Consider the following 15,426-nt stretch of genomic DNA (forward strand, 5'->3'; position numbering starts at 1 on the left):
CACAAGGCGCGCTTGCCGCGAACCGCGTGCCCGCGCTAGTTTTGCGCATGTGCGCCGCGTCCTGCCTGACCATCTACCTGCCCGAAGGCATCATCGACCAGGCCCGCGAGGGTCGGCACAACTTTTTCAACCGGGTCATGGCGGCGGTGCGGGGGCAGGGCTGGCAGGTGGAGCTTCGCCCCGATGCGCTGCGCGAAAGGCTGCTCGCCGCACCCGTGCCCGGCTATGGCCTCAGCCTGATGGAGGAACCGCCTGCGGGGCGCGGCCTCGTCTGCCGCCGCACCTATGTCGGGGCCTTCTGGCATATCGAGCGCAGCACCAAGCGCTGGGAATGGCCGGTGGCCAAGGCAGAGTTTCGCCCCGACGAGATCGACCCCGACCTTGCCCGAAACTTCGCCGCGCGCTGGCGCCAACGGCTTTTCAAGGGTGCGGCCGATACGCCGCGCCGGGCGGGCTTTGTGTTCGTGCCGCTGCAGGGCCTGCTTCTGGAACGCCGCAGCTTTCAATCGCTGAGCCCGCTTGACATGCTCGAGGCTACGCTGGAGCAGATGCCGGATAGCCCCATCCTTGCCACGCTGCACCCGAAGGAAACCTATTCCTCCGTTGAAATGCGCGCGCTTGAGGCGCTGGCAGAGCGGCATCCGCGCTTCAGGCTGGCTGCGGGCGGTGCCACCGAGGCGCTTGCCGCCTGCGATCTGGTGGTTACCGAGAATTCCGCCGTCGCCTTCAACGGCTATTTCTTCGGCAAGCCGGCAGTGCTTTTTGCCGAGATCGACTTTCACCATATCGCCGCTTCGGTGCCCCGCCTTGGCGTCGTCGAGGCGTTTCGCGCCGCGCGCGAGGCGGTACCCGCCTATGACCGCTACCTGTGGTGGTTCCTTGCGGACCAGGCGATTGCCGCAGGCAGCCCGCAGGCCGAGGCGCAAATTCTTGCCGCCATGCGCCGGGGCGGCTGGCCGATATGAAAAGGGCACCCGCAGGTGCCCTTCATCCAGCTATGCCAGCGACTTCACAGCGCCGACTGAATCCAGGTTTTCAGCGCCGCTTTCGGCGCCGCGCCAACCTTGTTGGAATGCACCTGCCCATCCTTGAACAGGAACAGCGTCGGAATGCCGCGCACCCCCAGCATCGCCGGGCTGTCGGGGTTTTCATCGACGTTGAGCTTGACGATCTTCACCTTGCCTTCGAATTCCGCCGAAAGCTCTTCAAGCGACGGCCCGATCATCCGGCAGGGACCGCACCATTCGGCCCAGAAATCGACTACCACCGGAATGGCGGATTTGCGCACTTCGGCGTCGAAGGTGGCATCGGTGACGGCTGAGGTAGACATATTACAACTCCTGAATGGGTGCTTGAAGCGAAACTAAGATCGCATAGGTGCCGCGTCAAGGTGTGCGGCCCGATCAAGTGCAGCGGACAGGAGCGCCGCAGGCAGCGGCATGATCGCTGCGGTCTCGGTCCAGAGTATAGCCGAATTGACTGAGCGTCCGGGGTAAATCTGCGCCAGCGCTGCGGCATAGGCTCCCATCTGCCGCAAGATGCCCTCGGGCACGTCCTCGGGCGTGGCAGGAACCACCGCGTTTGACTTGAAATCCAGAAGCCGCAGTTCCCCCGCCGAAACCGCCAGCCGGTCAATAACCCCATGCACCCGCCGCCCGCCAAGTTCCGGCAAAGCGGCAGAAAACTCCACCTCCGCCAGCGCCTCCGGGCCAAGGTATGCGGCCATTTCCGGGGCCCGCAGAACCCGCGCGGCGGCAGCCAGAACAGTCTCTGTCTCGGCTGGTTCCGCTGCATCCTCGCCGCCGGCAAGCAACCCGGCGGCAAGCTCGGGCCACTCCGCCTCGGGCCAGTTGGGCAGGTGTTGCAACAAAAGGTGCAGCCTCCGCCCCCATTGCTTTGCCGCCTCATCGCCCAGCGCGGCATCGCCCGCAAGCGCCTTTGCCCCGCCAATATCCGAGGGCGAAAGCGGCGGCGGTGGCAGCGGCCGGGCCGGGGCCGGGCTTCGCGCCCAGGCTGGCAGCGCCTCGCGCTCATCTGCATGCGTGGTTTCGGGCGGTGCCTCTGCAGGCCAGTCGCCAAACGCCAGACGCTGCACCCGGCCAAGCGGTCCATCCGGGTCTGGCGCAAGCGAAACAGTCTCTGCACCGGCCTTTTCCATCGCTTCGCGGACAAGTGCATACCAGCTTTCGGCACCGCCGCCGACATCGCCTGCGGCGCAGGCGATCAGCCATTTTTCGGCCCGCGTCATCGCGACATACAAAAGCCGAAGCCGCTCTTCGCGCTCCTTCTCCAGCGCTGCCTCGCGCGCCGCGACGATTTCGGGCGGGCTGGCAGCAGCCGGGGTTTTCCAGGCGGTGCCGCCGGGCAGGGCCAGCATCTCGCCGCGGTGCTCCAGCTTGCGCTTGGCTGTGTCGGGCAAGATCACCACCGGCGATTCGAGGCCCTTGGCCCCGTGCACGGTCATCACCCGAACCGAGCGCCCGGCCGCCCCCGGCGCGCGCTTCACGTCTGTGTTATCGGCGGCAAGCCAGCCCAGAAACCCGGTCAGGCTTGGCACCTCGCTTTGCTCGAACGCCAGCGCTTGCGACAAAAGCTCGTCAATCCCGTCTTCCGCCTCGGGGCCAAGCCGCGCCAACAGCCGCGCGCGCCCGCCGTGCCGGGTCAAAAGTCGCTCGACGAGCTCGTAGGGCCGCAGAAAATCGGTCACGTCGCGCAGATCGTGCAGCACTGCGAGGGTTTCGGCCTCTGCCGTCTCGGCCCGCAGCGCTTCCCACAAATAGCCCCTGCGTGGTGCTGCCAGCGCGTAAAGCTGCGCCTCGGTCCAGCCGAACAGCGGCGATTTCAACGCGGCGGCAAGCGACAGATCATCTTCCGGCGTCGCCAGAAACGCCAGCAGGGCGGTAATGTCGCGCACCGCCAGCTCGGCCCCGAGCTTCAGCCTGTCGGCCCCCGCCACCGCAAGCCCGGCGGCCTTGCAGGCCCGTATCGTTTCGGCGAAGAGCGCGCTGCGGCGCTGCACCAGCACCAGAAAATCGCCCTCGTGCAATGCCCTTGCCCCGCCGGGCACCTTTGGGTCCGCAATCCGCGTGCCCGCCTCCAGCAACCGACGGATTTCGCTGGCAATGGCCCCGGCCAGCACCACCGCCTCGTGCCGTTCCCCGCGCAGGTCAAGCGGGTCGCGCCAGTCGCCGTCTTCGGCGGTGTCGGGCTTTGCCACCACCTGCCACAGATCGACCCGCCCCGGCATGTCGCCGTGGTAGGCGATGTGCTTGGCCGGGCCGCCAAGCCCGCGCGCCACACGCTCGTCAAAGGTCAGGTCCACCAGCCGCAGGATCGCGGGCGACGAGCGGAAGGAATGCGCAAGCTCCAGCGCCTGCATTGGCCGCCCGGCAGCGCTGAAACGCCCGGCAAAGCGGGCGCGCATCGCCTCGAACTCGGCCAGATCGGCACCTTGAAACGAATAGATCGACTGTTTGGCATCGCCCACCACAAACAGTGTCCGCCCGGAGCCTCGTGCGCCCTCGCCCGCCGTAAACTCGGCGGCAAGCGCGCTGATCACCTGCCACTGGCCGGGGCTCGTATCCTGCGCTTCATCGACCAGAATATGGTCGATGCCGCCATCCAGGCGAAACAGCACCCATTGCGCCACCGAAGGGTCGGAAAGCAGCGCCGAGGCGCGCGAAATCAGGTCGTCAAAATCAAGCCAGCCGCGCGCCGCCTTTTTGGCACGGTAGCGTGGCAGCCAGGCACCGGCGAACCGGTGCAGCGCCAGGGTGCGCTCTGCCGCCGCCAGCGCGATGCGCCGCGCGCGCGCCGCCTCGACCCGGTGCATCAGCGCCTCAAGCCTGGGCATCAGCGCCGCCGCGCTTTTCTGCGTGGGCTTGGTCGGAAAAGACCCTATCTTTGCGCAAAACGGTGCCGCCGCCTTTTCGCCAAAAAGCAAAACCCCCTCAAGCGCTGCACAGGCACCGCTGTCCGGATCGGCCAGGTCAAGCCGCGCCAGCTTTGCGGCTGCCTTGGCGTCGTTGCCACCCTTGGCCAGCAGAATCGGCAACAAGGCCGCCATCAGCGCCGACTCGTCGCCCAGGAAAACCTCGCGAAGCAGCGCCGCAGTGTCAAAGCCCGCAGGAAGCCCGAACAGCGCCAGCGCCTCGGCGCGAGTCAGTGGCAGGTCAAAAGCGGCACTATTCCGGCCCAATTCGGTTAGAAACCCGCGCAGATCATCGCCCGGAAAATGCCGCGCCAGGGCATCGACCGCGCCAATGTCTGCCCCCGCCGCCAGTTCCTCGACCGCTTCGGCGCGCAGCAACAGCCCGGCGCGTTCATCCATTTCGGCAAAATCATGCGGCACCCCCGCCTCCAGCGGAAAACGCCGCAACAGCCCGGCGCAAAAGGCGTGGATGGTCTGAATCTTCAGTCCGCCGGGGGTCTCGATCGCCTTGGCAAAAAGACGCCGCGCCCGCGCCAGCGCCCCGGCATCAATCGGCCCCTCGGCCCCAAGCTCCTCCAGCGCCGCACGCAATTCGCCGTCGGGCAGCATCGCCCATGCGCCAAGCCGGCCAAGCAAGCGGTTCTGCATCTCGCTTGCCGCAGCCTTGGTATAGGTCAGGCACAGCACCTTTTGCGGCTCTGTTCCTGCCAAAAGCAGCCGTGCCACGCGATCTGTCAGCACCCGGGTCTTGCCGGAACCCGCGTTCGCAGCAAGCCATGTTGAGTGCGCTGGCGCTGCCGCCTGCACCTGTTTTTCGCTGGCATCGCTGCGCCGGGTCATCGCACATCCTCCGGCACCGGGGCGTCGGTCGTGTCCCATTCGCCAAAACGCGAAAGGTGGTCGTAGTCGCCGACATCGTCGGTTTTTTGCATTGCCCGCCGCGCCATGAAGCCGGTCGCTTCGCTCAGATAGGCCGCGAGCAGCTTGTGCAGCCCCTCCCAGGTCTCGGCCACCAGCGCCGCGTTGCAGTCCATCTCGCGGGTTTCGCCGGTGCCGCCAAGCTGAATGTAGCTGTAGCCCGCCACCTGGCGCGGCCCAAGCGCCGCAAAGCCGCCCCGCTCGGCCATTGCCGCTTCCAGCAATAGCTGCTTGTCGAAGGTGGCCATTTCCTTGTCGGTGGGCGGCTTGCCGGATTTGTAATCGAAAATCCGCACCCGCCCGTCGTGCAGCAGATCAATCCGGTCGGGCTTGGCGGTCAGGGTGAAATCTGGCTCCTTGAGCCGAACAGAGCCTGTTTTTTCGATCACCACGGGGGTGCCCTCGGCGGCCCGCGTGACTTCGGATCTGGCAAAGCTGGTGCCGATCCGCTCGATCCGCGCCAGCCAGAACCGCTGCGCGGCGGGCCAGGCGACCTCGCCTGCCAGCACCCGCGCTGCGGTGGCAGTCAGCCGCGCCCGCGCAGCCTCCAGCGTCTCCGCCTCCGGACGTTCGCGCACAAATGCCTCGACCAGAAGGTGCAACACCTCGCCCCGCGCCCGCGGATCGGCCTCGGGCCGCAGCGGATCAAGCGGGCGCAGACGCAGGATCCGCTGGGCATAAACCGCATAGGGGTCGCGGATCAGGGTCTTGATCGCGGTTACCGGAAGCTCGCGCGGCCGCGCTTCGGCGGGCGGGCGGGGTGCCGGGCGCGGTGCCGCGGGCACCGATGCCCGTGGTGTGTCAAGCGCCGCGGCACGGTTTAGCCAGACCCGGCCCCGCGCCCGCATTGCCTCCAGCGCCTCGACCCCGTGCTGTTCGGGAAGCCCGGCCAGCAGGCTGGTCAGCCGGCTCAGCCAGCGCGAGGCAACGGTTTCGGCGTCGGCGCTGCGCGCCGCCCGGCTCAGCACAACCCGCGGTGCCGCAACCGCCTGCTGAAAATCATGTGCGGCGAGCCCGATCTGCCTTTCAGGCAGCAAAAGGCCAGCATCAAGCCGCATTCGTCGGCTAAGCCAGGGGTCAACCGCGGCCTGTTGCGGCCAGCTACCCTCGTTCAGGCCGCCGCAGATCACCAACCCGGCCCCCTGCACCCGCGCCTCAAGGCTGCCCAATATGGCAATATGCGGATGCGTCGGTTCCGCCAGCCGCACCGATCCGGGTTGGATCAGCCGCTCGAAAAAGCTGGCGTATTGTGCCGGGGTAAAACTGCCGCCATGCGCCGCTTCGCGCCGCGCCTCCCGCACCCGCAGCACCGCCTCGCGCCCGGCCTCGTGCTGCCAAAGCGCGCTTGCCGCCGCCACCCCTCCCGGCCCCGCCGCCAGCGTTTCGGCGCGGGCGATATGTGTATCTATGCAGGCCGAAAGCGGGGCTTCGCCCGCGTCCTGCACCGCCTCGAACGAGGTTGCAAGCCACGCCGCCCAGGCCGCGCGCTCCGGCTCGCCCAGCGCCTCTGCCCAGGCTGAAAGCGCCGCGGCATCGGGAAAGGCGGGGCCGTGGCGGCGCAGGTGCAATTCCAGATCGCGGGTAAAGCGCAAATGATTGCCGCGCGCATCGGCCCCGGTTGCGGTCAGCGGGTGCTTGAGCAGCACGAACAGCGCCTCAAGCGTCAATTTGCGCCCGGCCAAAGCCGCGACATGGCGCAGGAATCGCCCCGGCGGCGAAAGCGGCAGCGGCTGACCTGCGCTGTCATCGACACTGATCCGCCACCGCTCAAGCGCCGCCGCAACCCGACGGGTCAACAGCCGGTCGGGGCTGATCAGCGCGGCGCTGACCCCGGTCTCTGCCGTCTCACGCAGAACAAGCGCCAGCGCGGTTGCCTCGGCGCGCGGATCGGCGGCCTCGATCAGCACCAGATTGCGGGTCGCCTCGCGCAGATCGCCAAGCTTGGCGCCGTCACGCATCCAGCTGTCGGTCACCGGCGCAGGTCGCAGCGCCAGCGACAGAAGCGCGTTGCGGGTGCCGCTCGCGGGCGCGACCGGGTGCCAGTGCCGCACGGCAATTGGCGTAACCCCCAGCGCGCGGCTCAGCGCGGCAAAGCGGTACTGCGGGTGATCCTCGGCAGGCACCGGGCCGGAATCGAGACTATCCCAGCCCGATTGCGGCATTTCAAAATCAAAGCCCGGTAGCACCACCACCCCGTTCGGCAGCCGCGCGACCGCCTGCATCAATAGCGCGGTGGCCCCGCGCGACCCGGTGGAGCCCGCAACAATTACCGGATGCGGCGGCGGTGCGCTGGACCAGCGGGCAACCCGCGCCTCGACCACCCGGCGCAGCCGCGCCTCGGGGTCGGGCGGCGTGCCTGGGTCGAAATAGCGCGTCACGATGCGCAGGAAGCGCAGGCTGTGCTGCCAATGCGCGGCGTGGTCGGCCACGTCCAGTCGTTCCAGCGCGTCGGCGGCAACGCCTTCCATCTGCATTTCGGCCAGCAGATCGCTGAGCGATTCGGCCAATGCATAGGTCCCGGTTCCGGCGGCGAAATCTGGCTGCCTTTCGGTCATCCGCGCCACCAGTTGTGCCAGCTCCAGCTTGCGGCGCAGCGGCGGAACGGCGGCGGGCAGCCCCGGCACCGGTTCGGTGCCAAGCTCGGTGACCAGCCGCAGCCGCGGCAAGAACCCCGCGCCGCAGCCATCAAACGCCGCCCGAACCCGCCGCAGCATCCGCGCCGAGGGCAGGAAAACCTGCGTCCGCGCCAGTGCGTCGGGCGCATCGCCCGCCCTTCGTGCCAGCAGCCCGGCCACGAAAGCCTGGGGAAAATCGACCCCCGGCGGCAGCGCGAAAAGGTTCGGTCCGGCCATCAGCCCGCCGCCACGGCCGGGTCGGCGATGCCGGGCCAAAACCGGCGGAGCGCCGCAAGCACCTGCCCCCAACGCGAATCCTGCGCCGAAACCGTCACCTCGCGGCTCTCGCCCGCATAGGCAAAGCCAAGGTGCAGCGCGTCGGGCGGGGCATCGCGGCCCAGCCGCTCGGGCCATTCGACAAGGCAGATCGCCGCCTCGAAGGCCTCGGTCAGGCCAAGTTCATCGGCCTCGCCCGGCAGGCTGAGGCGGAACAGATCGGCGTGCCAGATCTCGGCATCGCCCGCGTCATAGGTTTGCACAAGGGTGAAACTGGGCGAGGGCACCTCTTCAAGCGGCATCCCCGCCGCCGCCTGCCGCGCCTGAATCAGGGCGCGGGCAAAATGGGTCTTTCCCGCGCCGATCGGGCCTTCGAGCAACAGCACATCGCCCGCCCGCAGCATCGGGGCCAGCAATTCGCCAAGACGGGCGGTCGCCGCTGCATCGGGCAGCGGCAAGGCAAGGGTGTCGGGCAGCGTCATGGCGGCAGCTTAGCCCGTTGCCCCGCCTCCGCAAGCCGCTTCGCGCGGCGCGGCGGCCAGCCGGTCAAGCCAGCCGCCAAGCTCTTGCCCCGGTGGTGGCAGTCGCGCCAGCGCGGGCGGCAGGGCGGCGGCGGAGGCCGGGGTCAGCAGCAGCAGGATTGCATCATCGATCTGTGGCAAACGGTCAAGCGCTGCGGCAAGATCGGCAGGCCCGAACCCGCCGGGCAGCGCGGGGGCGATGATCGCGGTGCCGAGATGCGCAATCTCGGGCGGCAGTGCAAGCGGCTGGCAGACCAGCACCCGCACCCGCCCCGCTGGCAGCCGCGCCAGAGCGGGTGCCAGGAGCGCGGTCAGGTCGGCCTCGGGCGCGCAGGGCAGTTGCACCACCAGCGCGCCGTGGCGGCCAAGATGCGCCGCGACTGCGCTGGCAATCGCCGCGTCCGCGCCAAGCTCCGTCGCCGCCATCGCCCCGCCCTTCCTGCTGCGCCCAGGGCTGATCATGGCGGCTTCGCGCCCGCTTGAAAACCCGTCTGCGCGGGCAGGTGCTCAGCCTGCCGCCTGTGTCACCGTGGCGACGGCATCGTGGCGCGTTGCGGGCGCGTGCACCGGGCGCGGCAGGGCCGTGGCTTCGACCGAAGCCCCGGCGCGGCGAAAGCCCGCCAGCATCGCCCCGGCGGCAAGCGGCACAAAGCGGCAGCCAAGCCTTTGCCCGTCAAGCAGCCGCACCTCGGCAGCCCATTCCGCGCGCGCGTCGATCTGGCTGCCGAAGGCGCGTACCGCCGACCAGATCGGGCTCGGTTGCACCTGCGCCTGCCAGAGCCGAACCGAATCAAGCAGCGTCACGCGGCCAAGCGTCGCCGCCGGGTCAACCCCCCAGAGCCGCGCATAGGCGACGTTCGAAGTAGCCAGCTCGCCCGAAGGCAGAAACACCGCCACCGCCTCGTCGATCGCGTCAAGCACCTCTTGCCCAAGCTCCAGCTCGGCCCGGAAACGCCGGGTCAGCGACACCTCCGACGAGATGTCCTCGAACAGAAAGGCCACCGCGCCATCGGGGTGCGGCCGCCCGGTCACCCGATAGGTCTGGCCCCCCGGCAGCTCCCAGGTTTCGGCATGGTGCCCTGCCGCCGCGGCCTGTTCCAGTGCGGTCATTTGCTGGCGCCAGCTTCGGTAATCCTTCGGTTCGGGCATCATCCGCGCCTCGCGCAAGCGGTCGAGCATCGCATAAAGCGTTGGCCGCGCCGAAAGGAATTCGGCACCAAGCTGGGTCAGGTCGATCAGCGCCGGGTTGAACAGCTGCAATTGCCGCTGCCGGTCGAATATCGCCAGCCCGATCGGAAGATCGGCAAAGGTCTTGGTCAGTGTCTGCACGAAATCGCGCAGCGCGCGCTCGGCGCGCACGGCCGCATCGGCGGGTAGCGCAAAGCACAGCGCGCCCTCGTCCAACGGCACGCTATGCAGATCGAACCAGGCGGGCCTGTCGCTGTCCGCGCCAAGACAGTGCCGCCGTGGAGCGCCCGCCGCCATGGCCTCGAACAGCCGGGGCAGCGGCCAGACCAGCGCGCCATCTTCCGCCGCAAGCGCATCGGTGCGAAGCATATAGCCGCGGTTCGCCCAGATCACCCCGCCCGCCGCGTTTTCGCGCCAGGCGAGCACCGGCGCGCGGTCGGCAACCGCCCGCAATTGCTCCACCTCGTCCTCCAGCGCGCGCTGGCTCAGCCCGTCCACCAGCACGCCGCTGCCCTCGGCCTCGGGGTCGATCAGCGTCAGCCGCGCCAGCCCGCCCAGATCTTCGGCCAACAGGCGCAGGCATGCCTCGCCGTCGGCGCGCGGCCGCGCGGCCAGTTCGACCCGGCCACCCTCGGCCAGCCCCGACAGGGCCGCGCCGAAGCCCTCGAACCGGGGTGCCAGAAAGGCGGAAAGCCGCGCCCAGTCGCTGTCGCCCATCGGGGCCGCATCAAGCAATGCGCGCGCCGGTTGCGTTGCATCCACCAAAAGCTCGTTATCGAAAAGGAAAACCGCCTGCTCCAGCGCGGGCTGCGCGGCGGTGACGCGCAGCGGCACTTCGGCGCGGTCACGGCGCAGCGAAATCAGCAGCAACGCAACCCATGACGACCCCACCGAGGTCGCCGCAATGATCAGCGCCAGCATCCAGCTATCCGACATGTCCCCGGCCGTCCCATGCTTGTTTTCCTCAGCATGGGTCGAATTGGTTAACGCGGTATTAAACTCAACCCCGCGTTGTTCGGGCGGCGGTGCCGGATCAGCGGATGATAGGCTGGTTTTCCCCCAGCGCGCCCTCGGCCGAGGCAATGCGCGCGGCAGGCCAGACCACCTCGACCACGGCCCCCGAACGGCCCGGATATTCCGCGCCCTGCAAGAAGGGCGCGGTGCCGTTGGCGAACTTCAGCCTTGCGCCGGTGCGTTCCAGCAAGGTCTTGGCGATGAACAGGCCCAGCCCCATGCCCTCGTATTCGGCGCGCTTGCCGCGGTCAGCCTCGCCCTTGCGCGCGCTCAGGAACGGGTCACCGATCCGCCCCAGCACTCCGGGAGGATAGCCGGGCCCATCATCGACGATGCGCACGGTGATCGTTTCGGTGCTCCATTCCGCCTCGACCCAAACGGTTTCGCGCGCAAAATCGACCGCATTCTGCACCAGATTGCGCAGCGCGTGCACCAGTTCGGGAAAGCGAATGACCGAGGGCTGGCGCTCGCTGCCGCCCGGGCCCGGTGCCGCCTCGAACAGAATCGTTTTGCCGCGGTTGAGATGTGGCTCGGCCGCCTCGCGCAGCACCGCCAACAGCGGCGCCACGCGCAGGTGTTTGTCGTCCTTGCCGGCGCGCCCCATGCTGCGCAGGATATCGCGGCAACGGTCGGCCTGCTGGCGGATCAGCAGCGCGTCCTCGCGCAGCTCGGGCCTGTCGTCAAGCTCGTCGGCCAGTTCCGTGCTGACCAGCTTGATCGTCGCCAGCGGCGTGCCAAGCTCATGCGCCGCCGCCGCCACCACGCCGCCAAGGTCGGTCAACTTCTGCTCGCGCGCCAGCGCCATCTGGGTGGCCAGCAGCGCATCGCCCATCGAATGGATTTCCGAGGAAACGCGGCGGGCGTAAATACCCAGAAACACCACGCCAATGATGATCGCCACCCAAATCCCGAACTCGAATATTTCCGGTACGGCAATCAGCGTGCCGTCATACATCATGATCGGTGCGCTGTAGATGCCCAGCAGGGAGACAAGGGTAATCGTCACCATCCCGACAATGACCGTGGGCAGGGTGTGCAGCGCGGTCGCCGCAATGGCCGTGGGTGCCAGAATCAGCAGCGCAAACGGGTTGTCGAGCCCGCCGGTGACCGCCAGCAGCAGTGCAAGCTGCGCGGTGTCGAATACCAGCGTCAGCATTGTCTCGGTTTCGCTCAGCCGCCGATTCTCGGGAAACAGGAGCATGGCGAGCAGGTTCGCCAGCACCGTCGCGCCGACGATCAGCAGGCAGAGCGCGAGGTCAAGGGCGATATCATAAACCAGCCACGCCACGCCAATTGCGACGATTTGTCCAAAAACCGCCGTCCAGCGCAAATTTACCAATGTTCGCAGGCGCACCCACTCGCTATGCGATTCGCGCGATGAGTGAACGGCTGCGGTCATGTCGGTTTTCCTTGCTCACATTCGCGTGCATTCAGTTGATAAAGGCTTGGCGTTGGAGGATCAATGCGCAAGCAGATAAGAGGAGTTGAAGATGTCGGTTTCTACGCGCACCTATGCGATTGGTGCAGTTACCATTGCCGCCGTGGCACTCGGGGCAACCTGGTGGGCGACGCAGCGCGTTTCCGCTGACGTTTTCGCCCAGTGCCGTCAGGGCGCAATCGCGGGTGGTATCGAGGCCATTGGCGGGCCGTTCACCCTGACCGATGAAAACGGCAGGCTCGTCACCGAAAAAGACATTATCACCGGCCCGACGCTGCTCTATTTCGGCTACACTTTCTGCCCCGATGTCTGCCCGCTCGACAATGCGCGCAACGCCGAAGCCATCTATCAGCTCGATGATCGTGGCTATGAGGTGACGCCGGTTTTCGTTTCGGTCGATTACATCCGCGACACGCCGGAAAACCAGAAGGAATTCACCGATGTGATGCACCCGCGGATGATCGGTCTGGTCGGCACCAAGGAACAGGTCGAGGCGGCCTCGCGCGCATACCGGACCTACTTCAAGATGAAAGAGCCTGAGAACAATCCCTATTTCCTGATCGACCATTCGACCCAATCCTACCTCTCGTTCCCCGAGCCGGTGGGCTTTGTCGAATACTTCAACCGCGACGTGGCACCCGAAGCCATGGCCGACCGGATCGCCTGTTTCGTGGATGTCTGGAAGACGTTGAAATAGACCTGCTGATACAGGCAGTTTGACCTCGCGCACCGAACCGCCTAGAACCGATGGAACCGTATCTCCTGAGGGCACCCGACAATGGCCACTGAAGACTTCGCTGAACTCGGCCCGGACCGGTCGCTTTTGCTCGTCGATGACGACGTGGCATTTCTGAACCGGCTGGCGCGGGCAATGGAAAAGCGCGGCTTCATCGTGCATGCAGCCGAAAGCGTTGCGGCCGGAAGGGCGATTGTCGAACGCGCCCCCCCGGCCTATGCGGTCATCGACCTTCGGCTGGAAGATGGCAGCGGCCTTGATGTCGTTGAACAACTTCGTGACGCGCGGCCTGAAGCGCGCATCGTGGTGCTTACCGGCTATGGCGCAATCGCCACGGCGGTTGCCGCGGTGAAAATGGGTGCCACCGATTATCTCTCGAAGCCCGCCGATGCCAACGACATTACCAGCGCGCTGCTCGCCAGGGGCGAATCGCTGCCGCCGCCACCCGAAAACCCGATGAGCGCCGACCGCGTGCGCTGGGAGCATATCCAACGCGTCTATGAACTTTGCGAGCGCAATGTTTCCGAAACTGCGCGGCGGCTGAACATGCACCGCCGCACCCTGCAGCGTATTTTAGCCAAGCGCAGCCCAAAATAAACCGATTGTATAGCGGAAATTCGCCCGGATTGCCGCCGGGCCGGTTTCGGCACCTTGCGCTCCAATAAGTCCGCCATTATTGAAATAGCGGATATCCCCAGCAGGAACCTGACCATGCAAATCGATCTCGAATCTCTCTCTCTGAAAGACCTCAAGGATCTGCGCGCACGGATTGATCGCGCCATTTCGGGCTTTGATGACCGCAAGAAAAAGGCGGCACTGGCGGAACTGGAAGAAACCGCGCGCAAACTCGGTTATACGCTCGCCGAATTGACGGCGCTGACCAGCACCCGCAAACGCAAGCCCGCCGCGCCCAAATATGCCAACCCCGCCGACAGGTCCGATACCTGGAGCGGTCGCGGTCGTCGGCCGCGCTGGGTGGTGGCAGCGCTCGCCGCAGGCCAAAGCCTCGAAGATCTGGCAATCTGACGCTTTAGGGGCGGCCCCGCACCGCCCCTAAAGCTCTGCCTTCAGCCAGGCCACGAAGGCCTGCGCCGCGGCGCTGACCGGGCCGGGGGGAAACACCGCGTAATAGCCAAGGCTCTCGTGGCTCAATTCGCAAATCTGCACCAGCCGCCCCGAGGCGATGTCCTCCTCGACCAGCGCCGCGCTTTCCAGATGCAGCCCCAGCCCTTCGCGCACCGCCGAAAGCGCCAGCTCCTCATTCGGAAACTCGGTAAAGCGCAGCGCATCCGGGCGCAGCCCGATGCTTTTCAGCCAATCCATCTGCTCCGGCCAGTCGCGCTCGCGCACCCATGGCAGGGCGGTCATTTCGGCCAGCGTCAGGGTGCGGCGACCGCCCAGCAATTCGGGCGCGCCCACCACCACCTGCAATGCGGGGGTCAGAAACTCGGCCCGCACCCCCGGCCAGTGGCCGTCGCCAAAGCGGATGCCCATGGCCGCCCCGGAATTTTGCAGGTCAAGCACCCGATGGTCGGGCAGCAGCGAAAGCGAAATGTCGGGGTGCCGCTTCCAGAACCGCGCCAGCCGCGGCATCAGCCACTCGGCAGCAAAGGCGGGCGGCAGGGTCACGGTCAGCGGCTTTTGCCCGGCCTCGGCGCTCAGCGCCGCCAGCCCTTCCTGCAAGGCGGCGAAACCGACATTGAGCGCCAGCCCCAGCTTTTCGCCCTCGGGGGTCATGCGCAGCGCGCGGCCATCGCGCCAGACAAGTTGCACGCCAAGTTCGCCTTCCAGCGCCCGCACCTGTTGCGCAACCGCCGCGTGGGTGACGTTAAGCTGCCGCGCTGCGGCGCTGAAACCGCCACAACGCGCGGTCGCCTCAAAGGCGCGCAGCGCCGCCAATGCGGGCATTCGGTGCCAGTCGATTTCAGTCATATAAAAGCCCACCTAACATATCAGCAAATTTTCTGACTCGCCTTTTTCCTGGTGTTCTGCCTAAAGCTAGCAGGTTACAGGATGAAAGGGAGGGTCAGACAATGATCCGCATCATAGCAGAGGTTATGGCGATTGCCATCGGCGGCTACACCCCGCGCCGTATGCCAGAGCCATGTCACAACGGCCGCTAAGGCTCAGGCGGCGGCCATTGCCGCTGCAAGTGCATGGTGGCGCGCGGTAAAATCCGCGCGCACCTCGGCCGGGGGGCGCAGGCGTATCGTCAACCCCCTCAGCACCCCCTCGGTGGGCCTGCCAAACAAACGGTCCGCCTCGGCCTCGCTAAACCCGGCAATCTGCACCGCCTCCGCCCAGGCCGAAAGCCTGTCGGCGGTCTTGATCGCTTTCTTGATCGCCCCCGGCAGCACCGCAGGCAGCCCGAACCGCAGATGCACCGCCGCCATGAGCCGCGCATCCATCTCGCCATACGCCGCGCCGATGGCCGATTTCACCGGGCTGATCATGTCGCCGATCACATATTCCGGCGCGTCGTGCAGCAGCGCCGCCAGTTGCCAGCGCGCGCCCAGGCCGGGGTTGGTACGGGCAAACAGCGCCTCGACCAGCAGCGAATGCTCGGCCACCGAATAGGGCCAGTCGCCGCGCGTCTGGCCGTTCCAGCGCGCCACAAACGCCAGCCCATGCGCAATATCCTCGATCTCGACATCAAGCGGCGTCGGATCCAGCAAATCGAGCCTGCGGCCCGAAAGCATCCGTTGCCAGGCGCGGGGCTGTTTCATCATCACCTCGAATTGACCCGCCAAACCTAATCCAGCCGCGCAAACATTGTCGAGACGCCCCGC

13 protein-coding genes are annotated in these 15,426 nt (G+C 66.9%); 4 read left to right on the plus strand and 9 right to left on the minus strand.

What is annotated here, in order from left to right; genetic code table 11:
* Positions 1-26 precede the first annotated feature (26 nt).
* Complete coding sequence (locus Q8J98_RS03580; protein ID WP_305293182.1) at positions 27-965, plus strand: hypothetical protein; 939 nt, start codon at positions 27-29, stop codon at positions 963-965.
* A gap of 44 nt (positions 966-1,009) precedes the next feature.
* Here the strand turns inward: Q8J98_RS03580 and trxA are convergent, their stop codons facing one another.
* The 7 genes from trxA to regB form a co-directional block, all read right to left on the minus strand.
* A complete protein-coding gene (gene trxA, locus Q8J98_RS03585) occupies positions 1,010-1,330 on the minus strand; it encodes a thioredoxin (protein WP_305184686.1) in 321 nt (106 codons plus the stop codon).
* Positions 1,331-1,363: 33 nt separating this feature from the next.
* Positions 1,364-4,771: a double-strand break repair helicase AddA gene (gene addA, locus Q8J98_RS03590; RefSeq protein ID WP_305293183.1), complete on the minus strand. Its 3,408-nt coding sequence runs from the start codon at positions 4,769-4,771 to the stop codon at positions 1,364-1,366.
* Complete coding sequence (gene addB / locus Q8J98_RS03595) at positions 4,768-7,701, minus strand: double-strand break repair protein AddB (protein ID WP_305293184.1); 2,934 nt, start codon at positions 7,699-7,701, stop codon at positions 4,768-4,770. Before addB ends, addA begins: the two co-directional genes overlap by 4 nt.
* Entirely contained in the window at positions 7,701-8,222 is a 522-nt protein-coding gene (gene tsaE, locus Q8J98_RS03600; protein ID WP_305184689.1) for a tRNA (adenosine(37)-N6)-threonylcarbamoyltransferase complex ATPase subunit type 1 TsaE, read from the minus strand. Before tsaE ends, addB begins: the two co-directional genes overlap by 1 nt.
* 9 nt (positions 8,223-8,231) lie before the next feature.
* Positions 8,232-8,687: a hypothetical protein gene (locus Q8J98_RS03605; protein WP_305293185.1), complete on the minus strand. Its 456-nt coding sequence runs from the start codon at positions 8,685-8,687 to the stop codon at positions 8,232-8,234.
* Between the two features lie 81 nt (positions 8,688-8,768).
* Positions 8,769-10,370, minus strand: coding sequence for a PAS-domain containing protein (locus Q8J98_RS03610; RefSeq protein WP_305293186.1), 1,602 nt, complete (start codon positions 10,368-10,370; stop codon positions 8,769-8,771).
* 112 nt (positions 10,371-10,482) lie between these two features.
* Positions 10,483-11,862: a sensor histidine kinase RegB gene (regB, locus tag Q8J98_RS03615; protein WP_305293187.1), complete on the minus strand. Its 1,380-nt coding sequence runs from the start codon at positions 11,860-11,862 to the stop codon at positions 10,483-10,485.
* A 91-nt stretch (positions 11,863-11,953) separates the two neighbouring features.
* Here regB and Q8J98_RS03620 point away from each other — a divergent pair, with 91 nt between their 5' ends.
* The 3 genes from Q8J98_RS03620 to Q8J98_RS03630 all read left to right on the plus strand — a co-directional run bounded on the left by Q8J98_RS03620 (position 11,954) and on the right by Q8J98_RS03630 (position 13,663).
* Complete coding sequence (locus tag Q8J98_RS03620; RefSeq protein WP_305293188.1) at positions 11,954-12,598, plus strand: SCO family protein; 645 nt, start codon at positions 11,954-11,956, stop codon at positions 12,596-12,598.
* Between the two features lie 81 nt (positions 12,599-12,679).
* Positions 12,680-13,234, plus strand: a complete 555-nt coding sequence (locus Q8J98_RS03625) for an ActR/PrrA/RegA family redox response regulator transcription factor (RefSeq protein WP_305293189.1) — start codon at positions 12,680-12,682, stop codon at positions 13,232-13,234.
* 114 nt (positions 13,235-13,348) lie between these two features.
* Entirely contained in the window at positions 13,349-13,663 is a 315-nt protein-coding gene (locus Q8J98_RS03630; RefSeq protein ID WP_305184695.1) for an H-NS histone family protein, read from the plus strand.
* Between the two features lie 27 nt (positions 13,664-13,690).
* Here Q8J98_RS03630 and Q8J98_RS03635 read toward each other — a convergent pair whose 3' ends face one another.
* Positions 13,691-14,569, minus strand: a complete 879-nt coding sequence (locus Q8J98_RS03635; protein ID WP_305293190.1) for a LysR family transcriptional regulator — start codon at positions 14,567-14,569, stop codon at positions 13,691-13,693.
* A 194-nt stretch (positions 14,570-14,763) separates the two neighbouring features.
* Entirely contained in the window at positions 14,764-15,366 is a 603-nt protein-coding gene (locus Q8J98_RS03640) for an HD family hydrolase (RefSeq protein WP_305293258.1), read from the minus strand.
* Positions 15,367-15,426: the final 60 nt, after the last annotated feature.

This window comes from Phaeovulum sp. (assembly GCF_030684035.1).
In the GTDB taxonomy this organism is placed as follows: domain Bacteria; phylum Pseudomonadota; class Alphaproteobacteria; order Rhodobacterales; family Rhodobacteraceae; genus UBA6213.